Source organism: Phyllobacterium sp. SB3, from assembly GCF_040009165.1.
Taxonomy (GTDB): Bacteria; Pseudomonadota; Alphaproteobacteria; order Rhizobiales; family Rhizobiaceae; genus Phyllobacterium.
Map to the genome: position 1 here is coordinate 23261 of NZ_JBDYKI010000004.1, position 23751 is coordinate 47011.

Below are 23751 nucleotides of genomic sequence, written 5' to 3' on the forward strand. Positions count from 1 at the left end.
TATAAATATAAGAATAATAAGAACAAGAACTTAGCAGAAATGAGGGGCCAATGGCATCGCAGGATATTTCGCCTGGCACAGATAGCGGCAAAGCTTCGCTCTTAAACGATCCCAAATTCCGTGGTTATCTTTTTCAGATTCTGGCCGTGCTCGTCATAGCTGTGCTGGGATATTGGATCGTCAATAACACTATTGAAAATCTGCAGCGCGCGCGTCTTGCTACAGGTTTTGGTTTTCTCGATGGCCGCGCCGGTTTTGACATCAGCAGCAGCCCTTATCTGACATATTCGAGCGATTCGACTTTCGCCAAGGCGCTTCTGGTCGGTATCCTGAATACGCTGACAGTGGCTGTCGCAGGCATCATCACCGCAACCATCCTCGGCTTTATCGTCGGTATTGGCCGCTTGTCGCATAACTGGCTTATCCGCAAGATATGCACGGTCTATGTGGAAATTTTCCGCAATATTCCGCCGCTGCTGGTCATCTTCTTCTGGTATTCGGGCGTTCTGGCTGTGTTGCCACAGGCGCGGCAGAGCGTTGCCTTGCCATTTGGTACCTATCTCAACAATCGCGGTTTTTACGTTCCATCGCTCATTCTGGGCGAGGGCGCATGGCTTGCCGGCGTGGCGTTTATCATTGCCATCGTAGCTGCCTTCTTCGTCCGGCGCTGGGCGCATAAGCGGCAAATGGCAACGGGCCAGCCGTTTCCTTCGAATCTCACGGCTATTGCCTTGATCATTGGCCTGCCGCTTCTGGCGCTCGCCATCAAGGGTTTTCCGCTAACATGGGATTACCCGATTCTCGGTAACTTCAATCTGAGAGGTGGCTCGCAGGTCGGCCCTGAGTTTATCTCGCTTTATCTGGCGCTTTCGTTCTATACGGCATCCTTTATCGCCGAGATCGTCCGCGCCGGTATTCGCGGTGTCGGCAAGGGGCAAACTGAAGCAGCTCATGCTCTCGGCCTGCGCGCTGGTACGACAACCCGTCTCGTCGTTGTACCGCAGGCAATGCGCATCATCACACCTCCGCTGGCCAGCCAGTATCTGAACCTGACCAAGAATTCGTCCCTTGCGATTGCTGCCGGTTATCCGGACCTCTTTGCAGTGGGCGGCACGATACTGAACCAGACAGGCCGCTCGCTTGAAGTGGTTGTCATCTTCATGATCGTTTACTTGAGCCTCAGCGTTCTGACCTCGCTGTTCATGAATTGGTACAACGCCAAAATGGCACTGGTGGAGCGCTGATCATGACAGACACCAATATTAGTTTTGTTCGTCAGGAAATGCTGCAAGGCCAGACTCCCCCTCGGGGAGAGCGCGGAATTATACGGTGGGTCCGGGTTAACCTGATCGCCACACCCGTGGACGCCGTACTGACCATTCTGGCACTTCTGGCTCTGGCCTGGTTCCTGCCACCTCTGCTCAATTGGCTTTTTGTCGAGGCATCGTGGGTTGGTGCGGACCGTTCCGTCTGCGCAACAGCAGCTCAGGGCGGTACTCAACCGGAAAACTGGTCGGGTGCGTGCTGGGCTTTCGTGAATGCCAAGTTCGGCCAGTTCATGTATGGGCCTTATCCGCTCGATCAGCGCTGGCGGGTCAATCTTGTGGGCATTATATTCGTTGTCCTCCTGATCCCGCTGCTCATGCCCAAAGTGCCCTACAAGGTGCCGAATGCAGTGATTTTCTTCTTCGTCTTTCCGATCATTGCCTTCTTCCTTCTGGTCGGCGGCTGGTTCGGTCTGCCTTATGTCGAAACCTCACGCTGGGGCGGACTGCTGGTTACGCTGGTCATCTCTTTTGTCGGCATCTCAGTTTCGCTGCCGCTGGGTATTGCTCTGGCACTTGGACGGCGCTCAAAAATGCCGGTCATCAAGATGCTTTGCGTCATTTTCATCGAAATGGTGCGCGGTATCCCGCTGGTGACGGTCCTGTTCATGGCCAGCTACATGCTGCCACTGTTCCTGCCGCCGGGCGTTTCGTTCGACAAGTTCCTCCGGGCTCTTATCGGTGTTGCCCTGTTTGCCTCGGCCTATATGGCGGAGGTAGTGCGTGGCGGTCTTCAAGCCATTCCAAAAGGTCAATATGAAGGAGCGGATTCGCTCGGATTGGGCTATTGGCAGAAGACTGGGCTGATTATACTCCCGCAGGCGTTGAAGCTGGTCATTCCCGGCATCGTCAACACCTTTATCGGCCTGTTCAAGGATACATCACTTGTTTCCATCATCAGCATGTTCGATTTGCTCGGAACCGTGCGTCAGCACTTTAACGATCCAACTTGGGCATCGCCGCAAACCCCCATGTCCGGTCTTGTTTTTGCCGGTTTCGTCTTTTGGATTTTCTGCTTCGGCATGTCGCGCTATTCCATTTTCATGGAAAACCGTCTCGACACTGGCCACAAACGTTAGGAGCATACGCATATGACAACTGAAAACATTATCGACCCGGAAGAAATCCACGTCGACCATTCGCTCCTGCAGGTCTCCAAGACAGACGTTGCTGTCGAGATCATCAACATGAACAAGTGGTACGGGGACTTTCACGTTCTCAAGGACATCAACCTCAAGGTGATGCGCGGCGAGCGTATCGTTATTGCCGGTCCTTCAGGTTCGGGCAAATCGACAATGATCCGCTGCATCAATCGTCTGGAAGAGCACCAGAGCGGCAAGATTCTCGTTGATGGCATTGAGCTGACCAACGATCTGAAGAAGATCGATGAAGTTCGCCGCGAAGTCGGCATGGTGTTCCAGCACTTCAATCTCTTCCCGCATCTGACCATTCTTGAAAACTGCACGCTTGCACCGATCTGGGTTCGCAAGATGCCGAAGAAAAAGGCGGATGAGGTTGCGATGCACTTCCTCGAACGCGTCAAGATCCCTGAACAGGCCAACAAATATCCAGGCCAGCTTTCCGGTGGTCAGCAGCAGCGCGTAGCAATTGCCCGCTCGCTCTGCATGAACCCACGCATCATGCTGTTCGATGAGCCGACTTCGGCGCTCGATCCGGAAATGATCAAGGAAGTGCTCGACACAATGGTGCAGCTAGCCGAAGAAGGCATGACCATGGTTTGCGTTACCCACGAAATGGGCTTTGCCCGTCAGGTAGCAAACCGGGTTATCTTCATGGATCAGGGCCAGATCGTTGAACAGAACGCGCCTGCCGAGTTCTTCGACAATCCCCAGCATGAACGCACCAAGCTGTTCCTCAGCCAGATTCTTCATTGAGATATCTGCTCATTATCCTGAAATCTTTTGCAGCGGTCCTGGTGGCCGCTGCAATCATATTTATCGTTGGCGCTTTGGTGCCTCGGCCCTTCTGGCCAGTTGAACAAAATCCAGTCACGCAGCCACGGCAGGTTCTGCTCCTGTCCAATCCTATCCATACGGATCTGGCTTTCCCTGCTGATCCGGATGTTTTGCAGCGCTTGTCGTTTCTGACGAACGATAATTTTCAGCTGACCGATCCGCGTATCAAATGGATTATCGTCGGCTGGGGAGGGCGTAGTTTTTATCTCGAAACACCAACTTGGGCGCAGCTGAAGTTCATGCCGCTCATGCGCGGCATCAGCATTGATAATTCGGTGATGCATGTGGAGCCCACGGGAGCTTTCGACATTAATCAGCCCCACATCGAACAGTTGTCCGTTTCCGGTAAGGCGTTCGATGCAATGCTGCAAAACGTCGTTACCAGCTTTCAAACCGATAATACTGGCAACGCACTGATGATTGCCGGTGCCCAATACGGTTTGAATGACCGCTTCTTTGAGGCCAATGGAAGATTCAGTGCTATCGTCGGTTGCAATACATGGACCAGCGCAATTCTGCGTTCAGGTGGCTTGCGGACCGGCTTTTGGAATCCGATGCCGCAGAGCTTGGTCTGGTCGCTAAAGCGTTATAATACCTTTTAAAAACTCTTTATTTCTCCGGTTTTCTCGGCAATGCTAGTAAGCGTCTATTTTTTATAAAGCTATTTTCAGTTGGAATTATTATGACGGAAGATCTTACAGAAAAAACAAGCGAACAATTGAGAGAAATCGCAACAACCCGGCAAATGTGGAACAACGAGTTACGTAAATATGTGGCTGCGGCACTTGATCGATTATCGACAGCGTTAATCGTGGTTGGCTTCCTTGGGCCTCTAGTGGCCGTTATGGCCAGCCCCGATATTTTGCAGCACGACAACAACTTCTGGTTGCTTATGAAGTTTATTGCCGTGGTATTGTGCGTCGTGTTATCTTTTGGGCTGCATATCGGTGGCAGACTGGTTCTTAAAAGAGGTTATCTTAATGTTCACCTATGAGACTTATTGGGTTCTAACATGGATTATGATGCCTCTAGTTGTGACAGTCGGTGCATTACTGCTTGGAAACTATGAAGTGAAACAAAGCCAGAAAGATACAGATATTCTTCTCGCAAACATTGCTCACGAGTTGAAGCGTCGGGCAACTCCAGCGGAATAATTGTCGTTACTGATCTCGACATTGCGTATGACTTTGGCAAGCCTTTTTTGGCGAACGCATAGCAAGCCCTTTTGGGCGCTCAAGACCCTCGCTTCGGCGAGGTTTTTTGCATCTGGCTCTCACCCGCATCATACCCATAAAGCCAATCCAGCCCTTCGATGAACTTTTCGGCAGGGCGTTTGCGCATGATCATGTTTCGCGCCATGGCAACAGGACCTCTTGCGCGATAGGCAAGGTGGTTGAGCGCACCGCGCCGGACAACAGCCTTGATGCGTTTGCTGCGCTGCTTGTCAAAATTGTTCAGCGCTGCAGGCCACTCGCTGGTGTTCTCGCTTAGACTTGCCGCCAGCTCCCACGCGTCCTCAATAGCCATCGCCGCGCCTTGTGCAGCATAAGGCGTCATCGCATGGGCTGCATCGCCAATCAGCATGAGACGATCTTCCAACCGATACCGGCATTTGCGCATTTCAAACAGCGGCCACGGCGTCCAAGGTCTTCCTGTCCGCATGATTTCGCGAATGCCGGGGTGCCAATGATTGAACTCCCGGATAAAATTCTGGCTTGGGGTCTCCGGTATTGCGCCAGCATCCCAGCGCCGTCCGCCTTGGCGATCTGGAGCAACAGCAACAAAGTTGCACATTTTCCCTGAGCGGATCGGATAGGCGATCAGATGAGCGTTCGAGCCTGTCCAGGCAACCACGTTGGTGCCTTGCGGCAGCAAGGCGGCAAAACTCTCCGGCAACTGGTCAGCCGCAATGGTCGAGCGCCAGGCAATCGTTGATGTATAGCGTGCACGCTCCATATCGGACATGGCATTGCGCATGTTTGACCAGACACCATCGGCACCCACCAGCAGGGCTCCGCGATGTTCCTCAATGCGGTCGTGATACTGCACGCGAACCAGAATGCCGTTCGCGTCGGATCGATATTGGGTCACGGCTGATTGCAGCTGGATTGCAATATTCGGCTGGCTCCGCGCTTTTTCAAGCAGAGCATTCTGCAGATCGGCACGGTGGCAGACGATGTAAGGCGCGCGCCATCTCGTTCGGGCTACATCGCCGACGCCAAGTGAAAGCAGCGTTTCGCCGCTTAAGCCGTCAGCAAGGCAGATCGCTTGAGGTTCAACCGAGGAGGGCGCCAATTGCTCAAATACGCCGATACGCTGGAGAATACGTGTTGCGTTCGGTGAAAGCTGGACTCCCGCGCCGACCTCGGCCAGAGTTGCGCTCTTCTCGAATATCTGGACTGGAAAGCCCTTGCCACTCAGCGCCAGCGCCAGCGTAAGCCCGGCAATGCCGGCACCTGCGATAATAATCTGCTCAGGATTGGGATCGCGTCTGTTTCGCTCTGTCTTCAGATCGATCAGCGATGCGTTCAAGCGGCCCTATCCACATAGGTGCAGCCAGCCGGAACTGTCTCATCGGCGTGCAAGGATGCATCATAACGGTAGAGCGTGGAGCAGTAGGGGCAGACTTTTTCGTTGTCATCGCCAAGGTCGAGAAACACGTGCGGATGATCAAAAGGAGCATTGGCACCTACGCACATGAATTCCTTCACGCCGATGGCGATGCTCGCATGTCCTGCGCTGTTCTGGAAATGAGGGATGCTGTGGCCAGCCATGTTTCGCTCCTGAATCGTCACATCAAATGCGTCTGCGCGGCATTTGACTTCTCTTTCGCTTCGGTTTGTATCATCCTGATTACGATTTCAAGACGATTGCTATCAAACTGTCAAAAGACTTCTCTATGGTGCGCGCATAAGTCCGTGTTTGACGGGTAGTTTCTTAGCTGGAGAATATTGATGAACGACCAATCGCCCGCCATTCCGCAGCCTGTCGAGAACGTCTCTCTGCCGGATATGCACACCAGCGTTGATCGCTTTGTCAATCGCGAGTTCTCATGGCTGCAATTCAATCGCCGCGTGCTTGAAGAAGCCCAGAACACACATCAGCCCTTGTTGGAACGCCTGCGTTTCCTGTCGATTTCTGCGGCCAATCTTGACGAGTTTTTTATGGTCCGCATCGCGGGTCTTGCCGGGCAGGTGCGTGAAAACGTGTCGAGCCGTAGTGATGATGGACGCACCGCCCAGGAGCAACTGGAGTTTGTTCTTGATGAAGTCGGCAAACTTCAGGCTGCCCAGCAGTTGCGTCTTGGTGCATTGCGCGAAGAACTGCTCAAGGAAAACATTGAGATTGTCCGTCCTGACCGTTTGAGCAAGTCCGAGCGGGAATGGCTGGAGGATCATTTCCTCGAAACCATCTATCCCGTGCTAACGCCGCTCGCTATCGATCCGGCGCATCCTTTTCCGTTTATTCCGAATCTCGGCTTCACCATCGCCATGCTGCTCAGCCGTAGCACCGACAACCGCCCGATGACGGCACTGCTGCGCTTGCCGCAAGCGCTCAAGCGCTTCATCCAGATACCGGATGATGGCGGCCGCTATCGCTTTCTGTCACTGGAAGATGCGATCAGCCTTTTCACAGGGCGACTTTTCCCCGGTTATGAGGTAAAGGGCGCCGGTACATTCCGCATCATCCGCGACAGCGATATTGAAGTTGAAGAAGAGGCGGAAGATCTGGTCCGTCTGTTTGAAAGCGCGTTGAAGCGCCGCCGCCGCGGTCAGGTGATCCGCATAGAGTTTGACGATGAAATGCCGGAGACATTGCGCAGCTTCGTCGCCACAGAACTGGGTGTACCCGATAACCGCATCAGCGTACTTGGCGGATTGCTTGCGCTGAACATGATTTCCGAAATCGTCAGCATCCCGCGTCCGGACCTGAAATTCGTACCCTATAATCCACGTTTCCCGGAACGTGTGCGCGAACATGGCGGCGATTGCTTCGCCGCGATCCGTGAGAAGGATATCGTGGTCCACCATCCTTACGAGTCTTTCGACGTGGTGGTGCAGTTTCTGCGTCAGGCCGCTGCCGACCCGGATGTCGTCGCGATTAAGCAAACACTCTACCGCACCTCAAACGACAGCCCGATTGTCCGTGCGCTGATTGATGCTGCCGATGCCGGCAAGTCCGTTACCGCGTTGATCGAGTTGAAGGCACGCTTTGACGAAGAGGCCAATATCCGTTGGGCACGCGATCTGGAACGTGCTGGCGTGCAGGTTGTCTTCGGCTTCATTGAATTGAAAACCCATGCGAAGATGTCGCTGGTTGTGCGCCGCGAAGAAAGTAAGCTGCGCAGCTATGTGCATCTGGGTACGGGCAACTATCATCCGATCACAGCCAAGATTTACACCGATCTTTCCTTCTTCACCTGCGAACCGGCAATCGGCCGCGATGTGGCGCAGATATTCAACTACATTACTGGTTATACGCCGCCATCCGGCGAGATGCGGATTGCTGTGTCGCCGATCACCCTGCGCCCGCGCATTCTCCAGCATATCGCCGAGGAAATCGCACATGCAAAGGCCGGTCGTCCCGCCGCGATCTGGATGAAGATGAATTCGCTTGTCGATGCCAAGATTATCGATGCGCTTTATGAGGCTAGTCGCGCCGGTGTCGAGATTGATCTTGTCGTGCGCGGCATTTGCTGCCTGCGACCGCAGGTGCCGGGGCTTTCGCAGAATATCCGGGCAAAGTCGATTGTCGGACGTTTTCTCGAACACAGCCGTATTTTCTGTTTTGGCAATGGCAAACCGCTGCCTTCCGAAAATGCTCTGGTCTATTTCGGCTCGGCCGACATGATGACCCGCAATCTTGACCGCCGGGTCGAAACTTTGGTGCCGATCACCAATCCAACTGTGCACCAACAGGTTCTTTCACAGATTATGCTGGCCAACCTTCTCGACAACCAGCAGAGTTATGAGCTACTTGCAGATGGAACCTCGCGGCGGATCGCTCCTGCCGATGGGGAGGATGCTTTTAATGCGCAGGAATATTTCATGACCAACCCCAGCCTTTCCGGCCGTGGCAAATCGCTGAAATCTTCTGCGCCTCGGTTGATTGCCCATCGCAAGCGGAAAGCAGCGAAAGAAAAATGAATTTGAATGCGACTCTTGACTGCGACTGCCGAATTATAAGTCCAGGAATCCGGACTGCATGATATCGGCAGCACAGGGACGTGTGCAGGGACGCAGGCCAGCCGCTGTCATCGACATTGGCTCAAACTCTGTGCGTCTTGTTGTTTACGAAGGGGTGACCCGCTCGCCCACGGTGCTTTTCAATGAAAAGATACTGTGCGGTCTCGGCAAAGGGCTGGTCAAAACCAAAAAGTTGAATGCCAAAGCAGTGCAGAGCGCTTTACGCGCATTGCGCCGTTTCCGGGCACTGGCAGAGCAAGCGGGTGCTGTCTCGCTTGATGTGCTTGCCACAGCCGCCGCGCGTGAAGCGGAGAACGGCTCGCAGTTCATCAAGGAAGCCGAAGCCATCCTCAAGGAGCCAATCAAGGTTCTATCGGGCCGGGAAGAAGCCTATTACTCGGCGCTCGGCATTATTTCCGGTTTCCACGATCCGGATGGTATTGCCGGTGATCTTGGCGGTGGCAGTCTTGAATTGGTTGATGTCAAAGGCCGCCAGATCGGTGACGGCATAACTCTGCCGCTCGGTGGTCTGCGCCTGCAGGATATGTCCGAAGGCGATCTGACCGAGGCGCTAAGCATCGCCCAGAAAACACTCGGCACAGCAAAGCTTCTCGCCAATGGCAAGGGCAGGGCCTTCTATGCGGTCGGCGGAACATGGCGAAACCTTGCCAAGCTGCATATGAGCGCGGAGCACTATCCGCTGCATGTTATGCATCACTACGAAATCCCCTTCGAAGAAGCGCAGCGCTTCCTGAAACGCGTCGCAGTCGGTGATGTCGACAATATGCGCGGCATCGAGGATGTCTCGAAAAACCGCCGCGCGCTCCTGTCTTATGGTGCCATAGCACTGCTTGAAACCATCAAGATAATGAAGCCGTCCAAGGTCGTGTTCTCGGCACTCGGCGTACGTGAGGGCTTCCTTTATTCGCTTCTTCCGGACGGCGAGCAATTGAGTGACCCGCTCATTTCGGCGTCGGAAGAGCTGGCGACTTTGCGTGCCCGGTCGCCCGCCTATGCGCGTGAGCTTGCAGATTGGAGCGGCGAGGCTTTCGCTGCGCTCGGTTATGACGAAACCGATGACGAGAAGCGTTATCGCCGTGCTGCATGCCTGATTGCGGATATCAGCTGGCGTGCCCACCCGGATTATCGGGGCAGTCAGGCCCTCAATATGATCTCAAATGCCAATTTTATCGGCATTGATCATCCGGGCCGCGCCTATATCGCCCTTGCCAATTTCTTCCGCCATGAAGGCGTTGCCAACAGCGTGCCGGACCCCGATCTGGCTGCTATTGCCAGCCCGAGGCTTCTGGAGTTCTCGCGTCTGCTTGCTGCAATCATGCGGATCACCTATCCGTTTTCGGCTTCCATGTCTGGCGTTGTTCCCAATCTGTCGTGGAAGAACACCTCCGAGGGAATTAACCTCGTCGTTGACAAATCGAAGGCCGATCTGATTGGTGATGTGACCGAAGGACGTTTGCAGCAATTGGCGAAGCTCACCGGCAAGACGCTGAAAATGGAAGTCGGCAAGTAAAACCTTTCACCAGCCCAAGATTACATTGAATCTTCGTTTCTGAATGGCTGGAGATCAAGTGGCTTCAACCGTTTTTGCTTTGGGAATATGCAACCCGAGCACCAGTGGCACGGCGATCACATAAACAACTATCGCGGAGAGCCAGATTGCACCCGGCCATTGCTTCTGCACGACGAAGTAGAAGCTGGAAAAGGCAAGCGGGGCGATAATCGATGCGAGGCTTATTGCCGAGGCCAAGACCCCTTGGAACTGGCCCTGCCGGTCGTCGTCGACCATGCGGGTTGCGAGGGACTGGAGCGATGGGACGCCAATTCCGCCAAGGACGAATATCGGCATCACGGCAAATACCACCCAAGGCTGTGTCGTAAGGCTCATGGCGATCAACGCCAGCGAGGTCCCTGCAATGCCTGTTAGAATAGTGGCGCGTTCCCCGAGCAGCTTCACGGCTGGTCCCGGCAGAAAGGCTTGGGCGAGCGCCTGAAAGGCACCATAAGTGCCGAGTGAAAGGCCAATCCACAAGCCGTTCCACCCGAACACGTCGTGACCCCAAAGGGCCCAGCAAGTGCCGTAAACTTCACCGACGCCGCTGAAAATGAAGAACACCACGATGATCGGCATTAGTCCCTTCATCGAGAATATCCAGCGGAATGGACGGAGCGGATTGAGCGCGGCAAAGTTGATGCGCTCGCGGTTGGGCGTGCGGGACTCTGGCAGGACGAACATCGCCAGTAGCAGGTTTACGGCATTGAAAACCGCAGCGGCGATGAATGGCAGTCGCAGCCAGTGGTCGCCGAGAATCCCGCCGAGAACCGGCCCGATAATGAAACCGATGCCAAAAGTCGCGTTCAAGAGTCCAAAGCGCCGCGCACGCGTGTCTTCGGCTGAAATGTCGGTGATATAGGCCGTGGCAACGGAGATATTGGCGCTGGTCAGTCCGGCAATGGCGCGGCCGATCAATAGCATCCATAGCCGCGGCGCAAAGGCCATGATCAGATAGTTTATGGCCGCACCTGCCATTGAAATCAACAGAACCGGCCTGCGGCCTAGCCGGTCGCTGAGTGCTCCAAGCATGGGAGCAAACACGAACTGCATCATGGCGTAAAGCGCAGTCATGATCCCGATATAGGAAGCCACATTACTTGTGTGGGTCACGTCCTCGATCAGTCGCGGAAGAATGGGGAAGATCAGGCCGATCCCTACGGCATCAAGGCCTATTGTTGCAAAAATGATGAGAAGAGCTTTGTTCATGGAGTTTGTACCGAGATTAAAAATATACTGAGTATATAAATGTGCTGATCGCTGAGATGTGTCAATGGTAAATATGTACTCAGTACAAAAAATGCAGTATCAGGGTATTATGAGTAAATCATCCGAATCAAAACCGTCCGACCTTCGCTCGCGTAAGCGTCTCGCCACACGACGAGCCATTTCATTCGTTGCCGACCGTCTCTTTCAAGATCGGGGCTTTGATAATGTAACGATAGATGACATTGCGGCTGCTGCCGACGTGGGCAGGATGACGGTGTTCAACTATTTCCCCCGCAAGGAAGATATGTTCTTCGACCGCGATGAAGAGGGGCGCGAAATTTTGCGTGACACCCTGCTGAATCGAAATTCCGAAACCTCTCCAATCGAAGCTTTGCGCCTTCTGGCCCACCAGCTCTTGGCGGAACAGCGCCCTTACGTCGAGTTTTCCAGGAGAAGCCAAGGTTTTATCCGGACGATTGAGGGCAGTGAAACCCTTAAAGCCCGGGCCAGAGCGATACGTGACGAACTCGCGCAAGTTGTGTCCGTTGCCCTGTCCGAAAGCGTAAGGCGGGACCCCGACGATCCTGATGCACGTCTTGCTGCTGCTGTACTTTTGGCAACGTGGAGCATTGCCTTCATCGAGGCCCATCGGACCTTCCGGCAAAGCGCAGATACAAAGGCAGCAGAAGCCATGTTCCTTGGCATTGTCGATAAGGGCACTGTCGGCTTGAAGGCCATTTTGGCAGGCACGCCCTACATTTGAAAGGACCGCAGCTTCATCAATGAGGGGTCGCCGTAAGTTGAGCTGTAAGATGCTTAAAACCAAGGACGTACTTTAACGGGGCTTCCCTTAATTGTTGCAGGCAGTCTGAGTGGCCGGTAGTGTTACTCACCCCGGAGTCTCAATAGTTATTAAAAGTGGGTTGGCACTGATGCAAAGCAAACACGTGCATTCCTTGAAGCATGGTGAATTCGAATTTAACACCGAACTTGGCTCTATAATCCGGGTTTGCAAGAATCATCTGCCCATCCTCAAAGGCCTGTCCATAAAGCGTTTGATTCTTGGTGCGGGAGCGATCCGCGAGCCTCATTGGCACGCCAATGCCACAGAACTCGCATATTGTGTTTCAGGCAAAGCGCTTATCGGCGTTCTTGACAATGGCAGCGTCTTTTCCTCCTTCATCGTCGGTGCTGGTCAGATGTTCCATATTCCATCCGGAGCGGTACATCACATTGAAAATATTGGAGAAGTCGAGGCGGAATTCATCATCGCATTCCGAAGCGATTTGCCGGAAGACTTTTCGATGCACGCTGCTTTCGGTGCCATGACTAATGCGGTCCTTGGCAATACTTATGATCTGCCTGGCAGTGCCTTTGAGTCTATCGCGCGCACGACCATGGGCACCCATATTGTGAAGCGCGTTGGATCTGCAGTTATTCCGCCGTCCGCCTTGTATAACAGCCCGCATAGCTTCGATATCGAAGCGCAGAATGCTTTGCTGGATTCCTCCGCCGGGTCAGCGCGGTTTGCACGCGTACAGTTCTGGCCCGTTCTGAAAGATATTTCCATGTACTCCTTGCGCATTACAGCCAAGGGCATGCGTGAGCCGCACTGGCATCCCGAAACTGCAGAAATGGGCTATGTTCAGCGTGGTCATGCCCGGATGACAGTTCTCGATCCTGATGGCAATACCGATACATATGAACTGAGCCCCGGCGATGTTTATTTCATTCCGCGCGCCTATCCGCACCATATTGAACAACTAGGCAGCGACGAAGTTCACTTCCTCATCTTCTTCGATCAGCCAACGCCCGGTGATATCGGCTATCGCGCAACTGCCTCGGCATTCTCCCGCGAGGTCATTGCCGCAACGCTCGGCATTGGTGTAAATGACCTGCCGCAGTTGCCATTCACACCAGCGGACCCGCTGCTGGTAAACCGGATCAACGCACGTGATGAATAATTCCTGACGAGATTCATCTGTTCACACGCATGTGAGAGCATTTGTATTGCCGCCACGCCACGCGCTGGTCAATGTCGCTGCATGAAAACCGATCCGTTCAATCGCCGCAAATTCCTTTTGGCCACTCTTGCTGGTGGAGCGAGTGCTCTGGCTCCTTCGCTTGCCATCGGACAGGAGATAAAGGCAGTTGCCGCTTTGGACAGCGCCGCCATCAGCCGTATCATCGATCAGGCGTCGGCTTTTCCCGCGCTGCAAACAATGATCGTCCATGCCGGAGGCAAGACCCAGATCGAGCACCGTTTTCACGGCCCTGCCGCCGACCGTCCGGTCAATGTAAAATCCGTCTCCAAGACAATCATTGCGACACTTGCTGGCATCGCCATCGAGCGCAAAGTCTTTTCCGGGCTGGACGAGCCGGTTGCGCCGATCCTGTCGAACAAGCTGCCACAGGAGCGCGACCCCCGGCTGGCGCAGGTTACGCTGGGTAATCTGCTTTCCATGCAGGCTGGTCTGGATCGGACCTCCGGCCCCAATTACGGGCGATGGGTAGAAAGTTCCGATTGGGTACGCTATGCGCTCGCCCGTGATTTCGTAGATGAGCCGGGCGGGAGGATGCTTTACTCGACCGGCAATTCGCATCTTGTATCGGCGATGCTGACCCGCAAAACCGGACGCTCCACCTTGGAAAATGCCCGCGACTGGCTGGGCGAGCCGCTGGGCATAAACATTCCGCCATGGCCTCGCGATCCGCAGGGCATCTATTTCGGCGGCAATGATATGGAGCTTTCGCCGCGTGCCATGCTGGCCTTCGGCAGGATGTTTCTTGAAGAGGGAAAGAGCGGCGGCAAGCAAATCGTGCCTGCCGCATGGATAGCGGAATCATGGAAGCCGCGAACCAGCTCGCCGTTCACCGGTGACAGTTATGGTCTGGGTTGGTTCATTGCCCGCACACCCGATGGCAAGCCGTTTTATTATGCGTGGGGTTATGGTGGTCAAATGATCTATGTCGTGCCACATGCTTCGGTCGTCGCGGTGATGACCTCGAATACAGCTGCGCCCTCGGGCCGTTCAGGCTATGTGCGCCAATTGCACAATCTCCTCGCCACTCAGATCGTGCCGGCGGCGGAAGCCGCAATCGGCTGATCATCCGGCTGTAGGCGCAATCTTCTTGCGGGACGGGAAGGTCATGGCGGCAACGCCTATCACGACAAAGACCAATCCAAGCCATGCGGTACTGGCCAGCGTTTCACCAAGGAAGATCACTCCGATACCAACGCCTATCGGTACGCGAAGATAGGCCTGTGAGGTGGTGCTGACTGAGCCAAGCGTATGGATAAGCCGGAAGTAAATCACGAAGGCGAGAGCGGTCGAAAAGATCGAAAGACCGAGCAAAGCCAGAATCGAGTCAGTTGATGGCGTGATGGTCCATGGGTGATCAACGATCAGGCTGATGGGGATAAGTATAACTGCTCCGCAGATCATCGAGCCTGCCGCTGGCATCATCGGGTCGAGCCCTTTGAAGCCCCGTCCGAAGATGGCTGCCACCGCATAGGAGATTGTCGCCGCTACAATTGCCAGTTGCGCCAGCAGTTCTTTGCCAACTCCCTGAAATGCTTCCATGCCGATGATCAGGCTGATCCCGATTACACCGGCAAAAGTCCCGAAAAGTTTACGGGTTGTCACTGTCTCGTGCCGGGTGATCAGCACCGTCAGCAGGAATGCGAAAATCGGCGTTGTGGAATTCAGGATCGTTGCCAGTCCGGCATTCACCGATTGTTCGGCCCATGCGATCAGCGTGAAAGGGATAACGCTGTTGATGCATGCCTGAATGAAAAAGCGCTTCCAGATGGCCGGGTCTTTGGGCAACGAAAGTCCGCGCATTTTTATGATGGCAAGGAGCAGGCCGCCGGCAATCAATGTCCGCGCGGCGATGAAAGTGATTGGCGGGATCGTTTCCACACCAATTCTGATGAACGTGTAGGAAGCACCCCATAAAGTTGCAAGGACAGCGAGTAGTGCAACTTCTTTTGCGAGGAAGGGAGTTGGCGTGGATAAGGCAGTCATTTTTTCACTTTCACAGCATCGATCATTTGTATGATCAATGCCCTGATTTCCTGCCCGATGTTTCGATGAGGGTCAAACTATCAAAATTTATGGATCACTTATCTGATATTGATCAATCACTGCTGAATTTGCCGAGGGCTCGCGGAGAAACGGCCGGGTTTCAGAGAAAAACCGGCCATTTTTAGAGCATTTTCGTAACCCAGGGCTGCAAAATAGTTGCGGCCGGTTGAGTTGTTTTACTGGGCGGGCAGGATAAGTGTGCGAATTTTCTTGTTTTCGAACTTCAGGCAAAGCTCGCCATTGATAAGCTGCAATGCCTTCTCACCGAAGACTTCACGCCGCCAGCCTTGCAGTGCGGGGATGCCATCCGCATCGCCTTCAGCGGCAATCCGGTCGATCTCGTCCGAGGTGGCAACCACCTTTGCCGCGACCCCATGCTCTTCCGTGACAAGTCGCAACAGTACCTTCAAAAGCTCGGAAGCAGCCCCTGCACCCTCGGGTGATGCAGTCTGTTTTGGCAGGCGGGGCATCTCTTCCTTTGGCAGGTCGAGCGCCAGATTAACGGCATTGAGCAAGCCTGTTGCCATGCTGGAACGCTCCCAACCCTTTGGAATTGTTCGCAAACGTGACATGGCTTCCGCATCGCGCGGTTGCTGCTGGGCGATTTCGTAGATGGCGTCATCCTTGATGACGCGTCCGCGCGGTACATTGCGTTCACGCGCTTCCCGCTCACGCCAGGCGGCAACACTGCGTAAAACTGCAAGCTCCACAGGCTTGCGCAAACGCATCTTCAGTCGCTTCCACGCATCGTCCGGATGCATGTCATAGGTTTCGCGCGCGGTGAGAATTTTCATCTCGTCCAACACCCAGTCGGTACGACCTTCCGCCTCGAGGCTTTCCTTCAGATGGAGGTAGATATCACGCAGATGCGTCACATCCGCCAAAGCATAATCGAGCTGTTTCTCGGAAAGAGGCCGGCGGCGCCAATCTGTGAATCGCGAAGATTTGTCGATTTGCGCCCCAACCACACGTTGTACCAACTGGTCGTAAGCAATGGCATCACCAAAGCCGCAAACCATTGCCGCAACCTGCGTATCGAATACCGGATGCGGTATCAGATTGCCAAGATGGAAGATTATTTCAATATCCTGACGGGCAGCGTGAAACACTTTCACGATTGTTTCGTCAGCCATCAGCTTAAAAAACGCAGCAAGATCAAGGCCCGGCGCTAGCGCATCGACTATCGCCGTGTGATCGGGCGACGCCAATTGGATTACGCAAAGCTCCGGCCAGAACGTGGTCTCCCGGATGAATTCCGTATCGACAGTCACGAAGTCTGATTGGGAAAGGGCGGCAACAGCCTGTTCAAGCTGATCTGTAGTTGTAATCATGGTCATGATTTTTCTATAGCGAATGAGAATGGGTTTGTCTCGGTTCTTGACAAATCAGCTCCAAAATGCGCTTGTCCGCCCAAATTCTTTGGCGTGTCGGGGGCTTTTCCCTCGAGCTTTTCGCCATATCTAATCAGAGGCACATATCATGCACCGTTACCGCAGCCATACCTGCGCCGCCTTGCGTAAATCGGACGTTGGTTCGACAGTTCGTCTTTCCGGTTGGGTCCACCGTGTCCGCGACCATGGCGGGATTCTCTTCATTGATATTCGCGACCATTACGGTCTGACGCAGATCGTCGCCAATCCGGATTCGCCAGCGTTCAAACTGGCAGAAACCTTGCGCGGTGAATGGGTTATCCGTGTTGACGGTGAAGTTAAGGCGCGTACGGAAGACACTGTAAACGCCAATATGCCAACAGGCGAGATTGAGGTGTTTGCCCGCGAGATCGAAGTTCTCTCGGCTGCGAAGGAACTGCCTTTGCCGGTGTTTGGTGAACTCGATTATCCGGAAGACATCCGCCTCAAGTACCGCTTCCTCGATCTGCGCCGTGATACGCTGCATAAAAACATCATGCAGCGCACGAAGATCATCGCTGCGATGCGCCGCCGCATGAGCGAGATCAATTTTACCGAGTTTTCGACGCCGATTCTGACTGCTTCTTCGCCGGAAGGCGCGCGCGACTTCCTTGTGCCGAGCCGTATTCATCCCGGCAAGTTCTACGCTTTGCCGCAGGCGCCACAGCAGTACAAACAGCTGATCATGATGTCCGGTTTCGACCGTTACTTCCAGATTGCGCCTTGCTTCCGCGATGAAGATCCACGTGCCGATCGTCTGCCGGGTGAGTTCTATCAGCTCGACGTTGAAATGAGCTTTGTTGAACAAAACGATGTTCTCGCCACGATGGAGCCTGTTCTACGTGGTGTTTTCGAAGAGTTTGCCGAGGGCAAGCGCGTCACCAAGGAATTTCCGCGCATCGCCTATGACGACGCCATGCGCAAATATGGCTCAGACAAGCCAGACCTGCGCAACCCCATCGAAATGCAGGCTGTGACCGAGCATTTCGCTGGTTCGGGCTTCAAAGTCTTCGCCAACATGATCGCCAATGACCCAAAGGTCGAAGTCTGGGCTATTCCGGCAAAAACCGGCGGTTCGCGCGCATTCTGTGACCGCATGAACTCCTGGGCGCAAAGCGAAGGCCAGCCCGGCCTTGGCTATATCTTCTGGCGTAAAGAAGGCGAGAGCCTTGAAGGCGCTGGTCCGCTGGCCAAAAACATCGGGCCGGAACGTACGGAAGCCTTGCGTGTTCAGCTCGGCCTTGATGATGGCGACGCGGCATTCTTTGTTGCTGGCGATCCGAAAAAGTTCGTTTCCTTTGCAGGTGCGGCTCGTACCCGTGCTGGTGAGGAATTGAACCTTGTTGATCGCGATCAGTTCGCGCTCTGCTGGATTGTTGATTTCCCGTTCTTCGAGTGGCTCGAAGACGAGAAGAAGATCGATTTTGCTCACAACCCGTTCTCGATGCCGCAGGGTGGCATGGATGCGCTGGAAAATCAGGACCCGCTGACAATCAAGGCGTTCCAGTACGATATGGTTTGCAATGGTTTCGAAATCGCTTCCGGCGGTATCCGCAACCATCTGCCGGACACGATGGTCAAGGCTTTTGAGACTGTCGGTCATTCGCGTGAAACTGTGGAAGAGCGCTTCGGCGGTCTGTACCGCGCATTCCAGTATGGCGCACCGCCCCATGGCGGCATGGCTGCTGGTGTTGATCGTATTGTCATGCTGCTCGTTGGCGCAAAGAATCTGCGTGAAATCACCATGTTCCCAATGAACCAGCAGGCCTATGACTTGCTGATGAATGCGCCATCGGATGTGTCGCAGGCACAGTTGCGTGACCTGAACATTCGCCTTAATCCGGTGAAGAAAGAGGTTTAAAAACTTCTTCTAACCGACTCTGGACAAACAAAAAGCCCGGCATTGCTGCCGGGCTTTTTGTTGTCTCCGTCAACCTTACTGGTTCGCGATTACTGTAACGCCAAGTGTCTTGAGCAGCGACTTTGGATCGGCCATGCCGCCCGCTGCGATGATCGCGAATGGAACCGACTTTGGCGGAGCTGCCTTGATCTCGATTGTCTTTGGATCATCGAGATAAGCACCGACTGCCGTGCCGAGAGTCTGGGCAAATTCTGCATCACCCAACTGCGCTGCGGCCATTGGAACGATTGCCTTGGCCTGATTGATCAGGTCTCCGCGCTTGGCACCCTGCTGCTGGGCAACATAATCGAGCGCCTTGTACGTCACCGAATCGTCTTCAAAACGAACCGAAGCGCCGGTGAAGCTCAACTGTTGCATCAGGCCGAGCATTGCCATGCCCTGTGCATCGTCAGGCTTGCCTTCCATGTTCTTGGTGGCTTCCTGCAGACCCTTGATGAAATCAAGTGTGTAACCGGAAATGTCCAATTTGATCCCAAGTGTACCGGCATCATTGGTAATAAAGTCCATTTTCTCGATGTTTAGACGACCATCCGGAACATTCCATGTGCCGTTGACGTCGATCTTGCCGGACAGCGTTTGATAACCAAGAGCGGTCAATGCTTCTTTGGTCTTTGGATCCTCTACATCTGACAGATCAGCCTTGAAGCTTTCAACATTCGTTGTGAAAGCGACAGGCGATGTCTCTGTCAGCGGTGAAATCGTCGCTGTGATGCCATCGGCAAGGAAAACGTCCTTGCCCTTGGCATTAACACCAATGTGCTTCACCTCAGCCTTCTCATATTGAAGGATTTTTGCGAGGGGCTCGGTCGCACCCTCGGCTGGCAATGTAATGCCTTCGAGCGCGATGCCTTCGACGGTTACCTTGCCCTTGTCATCGCCCTCAGGGGAGAAACTGATGTCTGGAATGGTCATGGAGCCGATTTTGAAGCCGCCGCCGGAAACATCGCTGACATCGGAAAGCGTTACATCACCGGCAGTAAAGGTTTCTTTGACACCCGCTGTTGAAACTTTCGTTTCTTTAAGAACGATGGTCGAGCCATTGGTTTCAACATTGCTGTACTCAATCACACCACCCTGTTCGGCATAAACGGCCTTCAAACGTGCAGCGACAGCATTTCCGTCGACGGCAAAGGCTGAACCGGCAAATACGACAACGAGAGCAGAGGTTGCAGCCAGAAGGCGCAAGCCGGATTTTACAGGGGTGGTTGGACGCATAGTTTGTTCCTTGTTAATATCAATAATCGTACCTATTACATGAGGCGCGGCAAAACTGTGACAGCCACTGGTCAAACGGCAATAATTGCAATTCGGGCGCTAGAAAGTCAGATTTGGCGCTCGAAGGCAAGCTTTGTTCAACAGAACGAGCTTTCCGGCCACATCAGCCTGTGATCTGAGCGAATCATTGCTTGCTCGTGAATCCTTGTCTTGATAGTCCATTCACATGGGAAAAAGCCTGATTCCGCCAGACGATGGCGATGATAATGTCGAACCGGTTGATCTGAAGGCAGCGCTGGAAGAGCGCTATCTTGCCTATGCTCTATCAACGATCATGCACCGTGCCTTGCCGGACGTGCGGGACGGTTTGAAGCCCGTTCATCGCCGCATCATGCATGCCATGCGTTTGCTGCGTCTTTCCCCCGATCAGTCCTATGCAAAATGCGCGCGTATCGTCGGCGAGGTCATGGGTAAGTTCCATCCCCACGGCGATCAGTCGATCTATGATGCGCTTGTGCGCCTGAGCCAGGATTTTGCGGTACGTTACCCGGTTGTCGACGGGCAGGGGAACTTCGGCAATATTGATGGCGATAACCCCGCTGCCATGCGTTACACCGAAGCCCGCATGACCGATGTTGCCATGCTGCTGCTGGAAGGCATTACCGAAGATGCGGTCGACTTCCGGCCGACCTATAATGAGGAAGACGAAGAACCAATCGTTCTTCCCGGTGCTTTCCCGAACCTCCTTGCCAATGGCTCGTCAGGCATTGCGGTAGGCATGGCTACGTCGATTCCTCCCCACAATGTTTCCGAGCTTTGTGCGGCGGCGCTACATCTGATCCAGCATCCCGACGCGACGGTTGAGGAGTTGATGACCTCGCCGGATGAATGGGCCGCCCTCGAAGCGGAAAGCAAAGACAACCCTAAAGCCCTGTTGAAATGCAAGGTTCGTGGCCCGGATTTCCCCACAGGCGGCATTCTTGTTGAAAGCTGGGATGCAATTGTCGAAGCCTACAAGGCTGGTCGTGGCGGTTTCCGTTTGCGCGCACGTTGGGCTACGGAGGATCTGGGACGAGGCACGTGGAATATCGTCATTGGCGAGATTCCCTATCAGGTGCAAAAATCACGCCTCATTGAAAAGATCGCCGAACTTCTGATCGCCAAGAAGCTTCCACTGCTGGATGATGTGCGGGATGAATCGACCGAAGACGTTCGCCTTGTGCTTGAGCCAAAGAGCCGGAGCGTCAATCCCGATATTCTCATGGAATCGCTGTTCAAGCTGAGCGAGCTTGAGACCCGCTTTCCGCTGAACATGAACGTTCTGTCGCATGGCAAGGTGCCAAACGTTCTTTCGCTGCGTGAGGTGCTGAAGCAATGGCTTGAGCATCGCAAGGAAGTGCTCATCCGCCGCTCGCGGCATCGCCTCGGTGAAATCGAGCGCCGTCTGGAAATCCTCGGCGGCATGTTGATTGCCTACCTGAATATTGATGAAGTCATTCGCATCATCCGCGAGGAAGACGAGCCGAAGCAGGAGATGATCCGCCGCTTTGAACTGACCGATAATCAGGCGGAAGCCATTCTCAACATGCGCCTGCGTTCTTTGCGCAAGCTTGAAGAGTTTGAAATCCGCAAGGAATTCGATGGATTGAGCGCTGAAAAGAAGCAGATCGAGGAACTGCTGGGATCAGAACCAAAGCAATGGCAGACGATCTCATGGCAAATTTCCGAAATGCAGAAGAAGTACGGCCCGGACACGCTTGTCGGCAAACGCCGCACAACCTTTGCCGATGCTCCGACGCATGATTTGACCGATATCCACCACGCCATGATCGAGCGTGAGCCGGTAACGGTTGTCGTGTCGGAAAAGGGCTGGCTGCGGGCAATGAAGGGGCATTTGGCGGACTTTGCCACGCTGACCTTCAAGGAAGGCGACAAGCTCAAGCTGGCTTTCCATGCGGAAACGACCGACCGCATCCTCGTTCTGACGACCGGTGGAAAATTCTACACCATTGGCGCGAACAGCCTTCCGGGTGGACGCGGCCATGGCGAACCGATCCGGATCATTGTCGATATGGAAAATGATCAGGATATCGTCACGGCCTTCGTACACAATCCGGAGCGCAAGCTGTTTCTGTCTTCGCACGTCGGTAATGGCTTTATCGTTCCTGAAGCGGATGTCATTGCCAATACACGCAAAGGCAAACAGGTGATGAACGTCAAATCGCCGGACGAAGCGCGTCATTGCGTGCCGGTCGTCGGCGATAGCGTTGCCATTGTCGGTGAGAACCGCAAACTGCTGGTCTTCCCGCTGGCTGATGTGCCGGAGCTTGGACGCGGCAAGGGCGTGCGTCTGCAACGCTACAAGGACGGCGGTGTTGCGGATATTCGCATCTTTACGATGGAGCAGGGGCTGACATGGCAGGATGCTTCCGGTCGCAGTTTCACACGTGGAAAACTTGAATTGCTGGAATGGGTGGGCCCACGTGCAACTGCTGGCCGTATGGTTCCAAAGGGGTTCCCGCGCTCAGGTAAGTTCTCTTGATCTGATAGAATGGATACCCGAGTTGCCGTTCTGAACCTGCAAGCAGGTTCTGATTAAGCGATGGACAGCCTGCGGTGCGGTTCGCTGCTATGGAGGTAGACAGCAAGCGTATCCCATGGTGGTGTAATGCCAATACTGCCAAGCAAACGACCGATTTCGCCACGGTGATAACCGCTGTGAGTGACGATATGCAGAAGCATCTCCTCCCGCGTCATCGAGCCCTTGTCGCCGTCGGTAAATATGAATGGGATGGGTTTGGATAATTGTTCATCACCAAGTTGTGCCAGATAATCCAAATACCATTGATCTGACGCTGAAACGGCTGCCCGCAATTCAGCCAATGCCGGGGTTTCCGGAGTGTTGTCGCTGGAATAATCATGCCTGATGTTTTGCAAATGTGCGGCAAAAATCCGCCCCACAATATAGGCGTGGTTGATAAGCCTTACTGCGGTTTGCTGCTCCTTGAAATGTAACCCCAGATCAAGGCTTTCAATTTTTTCAAACAGGTCATTATTTGCCCAGGCCTGATAGCTAAAAAGCGTCTGCAATAGGTTTAAAGCACTCATAATCAGGTAGCCTTTCTCGTCGAAAAATGTGAGTGATATGCTCACATCTTCGTTGAGAGCGCGGTCCATGTCTACTCGCATTCCCTCCATAGACCATACAGTACAGAAAGAGGCAGCAGCTATGCGAAAAGAGCCTCGGCAAGCTCGTTCGAAAGTAACAGTTGAAGCCATAATCAGTGCTGGTGCTCGCATTTTGAGCGATCAGGGATGGTCCGGATTTACGACCAATAAGGTGGCGAATGTTGCGGGTGTCAGCATCGGCTCCCTGTACCAGTACTTTCCGGATAAAATGTCGCTGGTCGGAGCAATCCGCCGTCGGCATCTTGATGATTGTTTGATGATTATGCGGAAATTGGGCGGTGAGCGGATGCCACTCAAACAGTTTGCGGAAAACCTTGTGCAAGAACTTATTGCGGCTCATCGCCTGCACCCCGGGCTTCACCGGGTACTTCTTGATGAAGCGCCGATTTATAAAGGCCTTGATGATCCGAACGATGCGTTCGAAGCGGAATATATGGGGCACTACCAATCCGCTATTGCTGCCTATCTAACCTCTGCGGAAAGTGCGCCGATGAAGAGCATGGCACTCGTGCTATCAGATGCCCTTGACGGGGTTATTCACAATGCTGCCAGAAGAGGAATGCTCGATTCAGTGGAGCTGCAACAGCAACTCGTTCGTATGATCCGGGGCTATCTAAGCTATTCCAATCGGGAAAACTCGGCTCAGGATAGTGAATCGTGACT

Annotated in this window: 20 protein-coding genes; 13 read left to right on the forward strand and 7 right to left on the reverse strand. The window is 54.0% G+C overall.

Annotated features, from left to right (window positions below; translation table 11 throughout):
• Positions 1-50: 50 nt before the first annotated feature.
• The 5 genes from ABKW30_RS15495 (at position 51) to ABKW30_RS15515 (ending at position 4295) form a co-directional block, all read left to right on the forward strand.
• Entirely contained in the window at positions 51-1244 is a 1194-nt protein-coding gene (locus ABKW30_RS15495; RefSeq protein ID WP_348599852.1) for an amino acid ABC transporter permease, read from the forward strand.
• 2 nt (positions 1245-1246) lie between these two features.
• Positions 1247-2404 (forward strand): amino acid ABC transporter permease, encoded by a 1158-nt coding sequence (locus ABKW30_RS15500; protein WP_348599853.1) that lies wholly within the window; start codon positions 1247-1249, stop codon positions 2402-2404.
• A 12-nt stretch (positions 2405-2416) separates the two neighbouring features.
• A complete protein-coding gene (locus ABKW30_RS15505; RefSeq protein ID WP_348599854.1) occupies positions 2417-3220 on the forward strand; it encodes an amino acid ABC transporter ATP-binding protein in 804 nt (267 codons plus the stop codon).
• Positions 3217-3903 carry a TIGR02117 family protein gene (locus ABKW30_RS15510; RefSeq protein ID WP_348599855.1) on the forward strand — a complete coding sequence of 229 codons (687 nt, stop codon included), beginning with the start codon at positions 3217-3219 and terminating at the stop codon, positions 3901-3903. Before ABKW30_RS15505 ends, ABKW30_RS15510 begins: the two co-directional genes overlap by 4 nt.
• An 80-nt stretch (positions 3904-3983) precedes the next feature.
• Positions 3984-4295, forward strand: a complete 312-nt coding sequence (locus ABKW30_RS15515) for a hypothetical protein (RefSeq protein ID WP_348599856.1) — start codon at positions 3984-3986, stop codon at positions 4293-4295.
• Positions 4296-4534: 239 nt separating this feature from the next.
• On the opposite strand, the gene ABKW30_RS15520 is transcribed toward ABKW30_RS15515, so the two are convergent.
• Both ABKW30_RS15520 and ABKW30_RS15525 read right to left on the reverse strand, forming a co-directional pair.
• The gene (locus tag ABKW30_RS15520; RefSeq protein WP_348599857.1) at positions 4535-5833 is read right to left on the reverse strand and encodes an FAD-dependent monooxygenase; all 1299 of its coding nucleotides are present in this window, start codon (positions 5831-5833) and stop codon (positions 4535-4537) included.
• Positions 5830-6075, reverse strand: a complete 246-nt coding sequence (locus ABKW30_RS15525) for a zinc-finger domain-containing protein (protein ID WP_348599858.1) — start codon at positions 6073-6075, stop codon at positions 5830-5832. The genes ABKW30_RS15520 and ABKW30_RS15525 overlap by 4 nt, the downstream gene beginning before the upstream one ends.
• A 237-nt stretch (positions 6076-6312) precedes the next feature.
• Here ABKW30_RS15525 and ABKW30_RS15530 point away from each other — a divergent pair, with 237 nt between their 5' ends.
• Positions 6313-8448 (forward strand): RNA degradosome polyphosphate kinase, encoded by a 2136-nt coding sequence (locus tag ABKW30_RS15530; protein WP_348600411.1) that lies wholly within the window; start codon positions 6313-6315, stop codon positions 8446-8448.
• 58 nt (positions 8449-8506) lie between these two features.
• Positions 8507-10018 carry an exopolyphosphatase gene (gene ppx, locus ABKW30_RS15535; RefSeq protein WP_348599859.1) on the forward strand — a complete coding sequence of 504 codons (1512 nt, stop codon included), beginning with the start codon at positions 8507-8509 and terminating at the stop codon, positions 10016-10018.
• Positions 10019-10072: 54 nt separating this feature from the next.
• Here ppx and ABKW30_RS15540 read toward each other — a convergent pair whose 3' ends face one another.
• The gene (locus ABKW30_RS15540; RefSeq protein WP_348599860.1) at positions 10073-11266 is read right to left on the reverse strand and encodes a TCR/Tet family MFS transporter; all 1194 of its coding nucleotides are present in this window, start codon (positions 11264-11266) and stop codon (positions 10073-10075) included.
• Positions 11267-11375: 109 nt separating this feature from the next.
• Between ABKW30_RS15540 and ABKW30_RS15545 the strand changes: the two genes are divergently transcribed.
• The 3 genes from ABKW30_RS15545 (at position 11376) to ABKW30_RS15555 (ending at position 14373) form a co-directional block, all read left to right on the forward strand.
• A complete protein-coding gene (locus ABKW30_RS15545) occupies positions 11376-12029 on the forward strand; it encodes a TetR family transcriptional regulator (RefSeq protein WP_348599861.1) in 654 nt (217 codons plus the stop codon).
• A gap of 169 nt (positions 12030-12198) precedes the next feature.
• Complete coding sequence (locus ABKW30_RS15550) at positions 12199-13230, forward strand: cupin domain-containing protein (protein ID WP_348599862.1); 1032 nt, start codon at positions 12199-12201, stop codon at positions 13228-13230.
• Between the two features lie 81 nt (positions 13231-13311).
• The gene (locus ABKW30_RS15555) at positions 13312-14373 is read left to right on the forward strand and encodes a serine hydrolase (protein ID WP_348599863.1); all 1062 of its coding nucleotides are present in this window, start codon (positions 13312-13314) and stop codon (positions 14371-14373) included.
• On the opposite strand, the gene ABKW30_RS15560 is transcribed toward ABKW30_RS15555, so the two are convergent.
• Both ABKW30_RS15560 and rnd read right to left on the reverse strand, forming a co-directional pair.
• Positions 14374-15294: an EamA family transporter gene (locus ABKW30_RS15560; protein ID WP_348599864.1), complete on the reverse strand. Its 921-nt coding sequence runs from the start codon at positions 15292-15294 to the stop codon at positions 14374-14376.
• Positions 15295-15530: 236 nt separating this feature from the next.
• Positions 15531-16691 (reverse strand): ribonuclease D, encoded by a 1161-nt coding sequence (gene rnd, locus ABKW30_RS15565; protein WP_348599865.1) that lies wholly within the window; start codon positions 16689-16691, stop codon positions 15531-15533.
• Positions 16692-16833: 142 nt separating this feature from the next.
• Between rnd and aspS the strand changes: the two genes are divergently transcribed.
• Positions 16834-18624, forward strand: a complete 1791-nt coding sequence (gene aspS, locus ABKW30_RS15570) for an aspartate--tRNA ligase (RefSeq protein ID WP_348599866.1) — start codon at positions 16834-16836, stop codon at positions 18622-18624.
• A 75-nt stretch (positions 18625-18699) separates the two neighbouring features.
• Here the strand turns inward: aspS and ABKW30_RS15575 are convergent, their stop codons facing one another.
• Positions 18700-19899 (reverse strand): hypothetical protein, encoded by a 1200-nt coding sequence (locus ABKW30_RS15575; RefSeq protein WP_348599867.1) that lies wholly within the window; start codon positions 19897-19899, stop codon positions 18700-18702.
• A gap of 226 nt (positions 19900-20125) precedes the next feature.
• Between ABKW30_RS15575 and parC the strand changes: the two genes are divergently transcribed.
• The gene (gene parC, locus ABKW30_RS15580; protein WP_348599868.1) at positions 20126-22441 is read left to right on the forward strand and encodes a DNA topoisomerase IV subunit A; all 2316 of its coding nucleotides are present in this window, start codon (positions 20126-20128) and stop codon (positions 22439-22441) included.
• Between the two features lie 53 nt (positions 22442-22494).
• On the opposite strand, the gene ABKW30_RS15585 is transcribed toward parC, so the two are convergent.
• Positions 22495-23076 carry a DinB family protein gene (locus ABKW30_RS15585; protein ID WP_348599869.1) on the reverse strand — a complete coding sequence of 194 codons (582 nt, stop codon included), beginning with the start codon at positions 23074-23076 and terminating at the stop codon, positions 22495-22497.
• On the opposite strand from ABKW30_RS15585, the gene ABKW30_RS15590 reads away from it, so the two are divergent.
• On the forward strand, positions 23075-23749 hold the full coding sequence (locus tag ABKW30_RS15590) for a TetR/AcrR family transcriptional regulator (RefSeq protein ID WP_348599870.1): 675 nt from the start codon (positions 23075-23077) through the stop codon (positions 23747-23749). The two genes, ABKW30_RS15585 and ABKW30_RS15590, sit on opposite strands and share 2 nt — an antisense overlap.
• Positions 23750-23751: the final 2 nt, after the last annotated feature.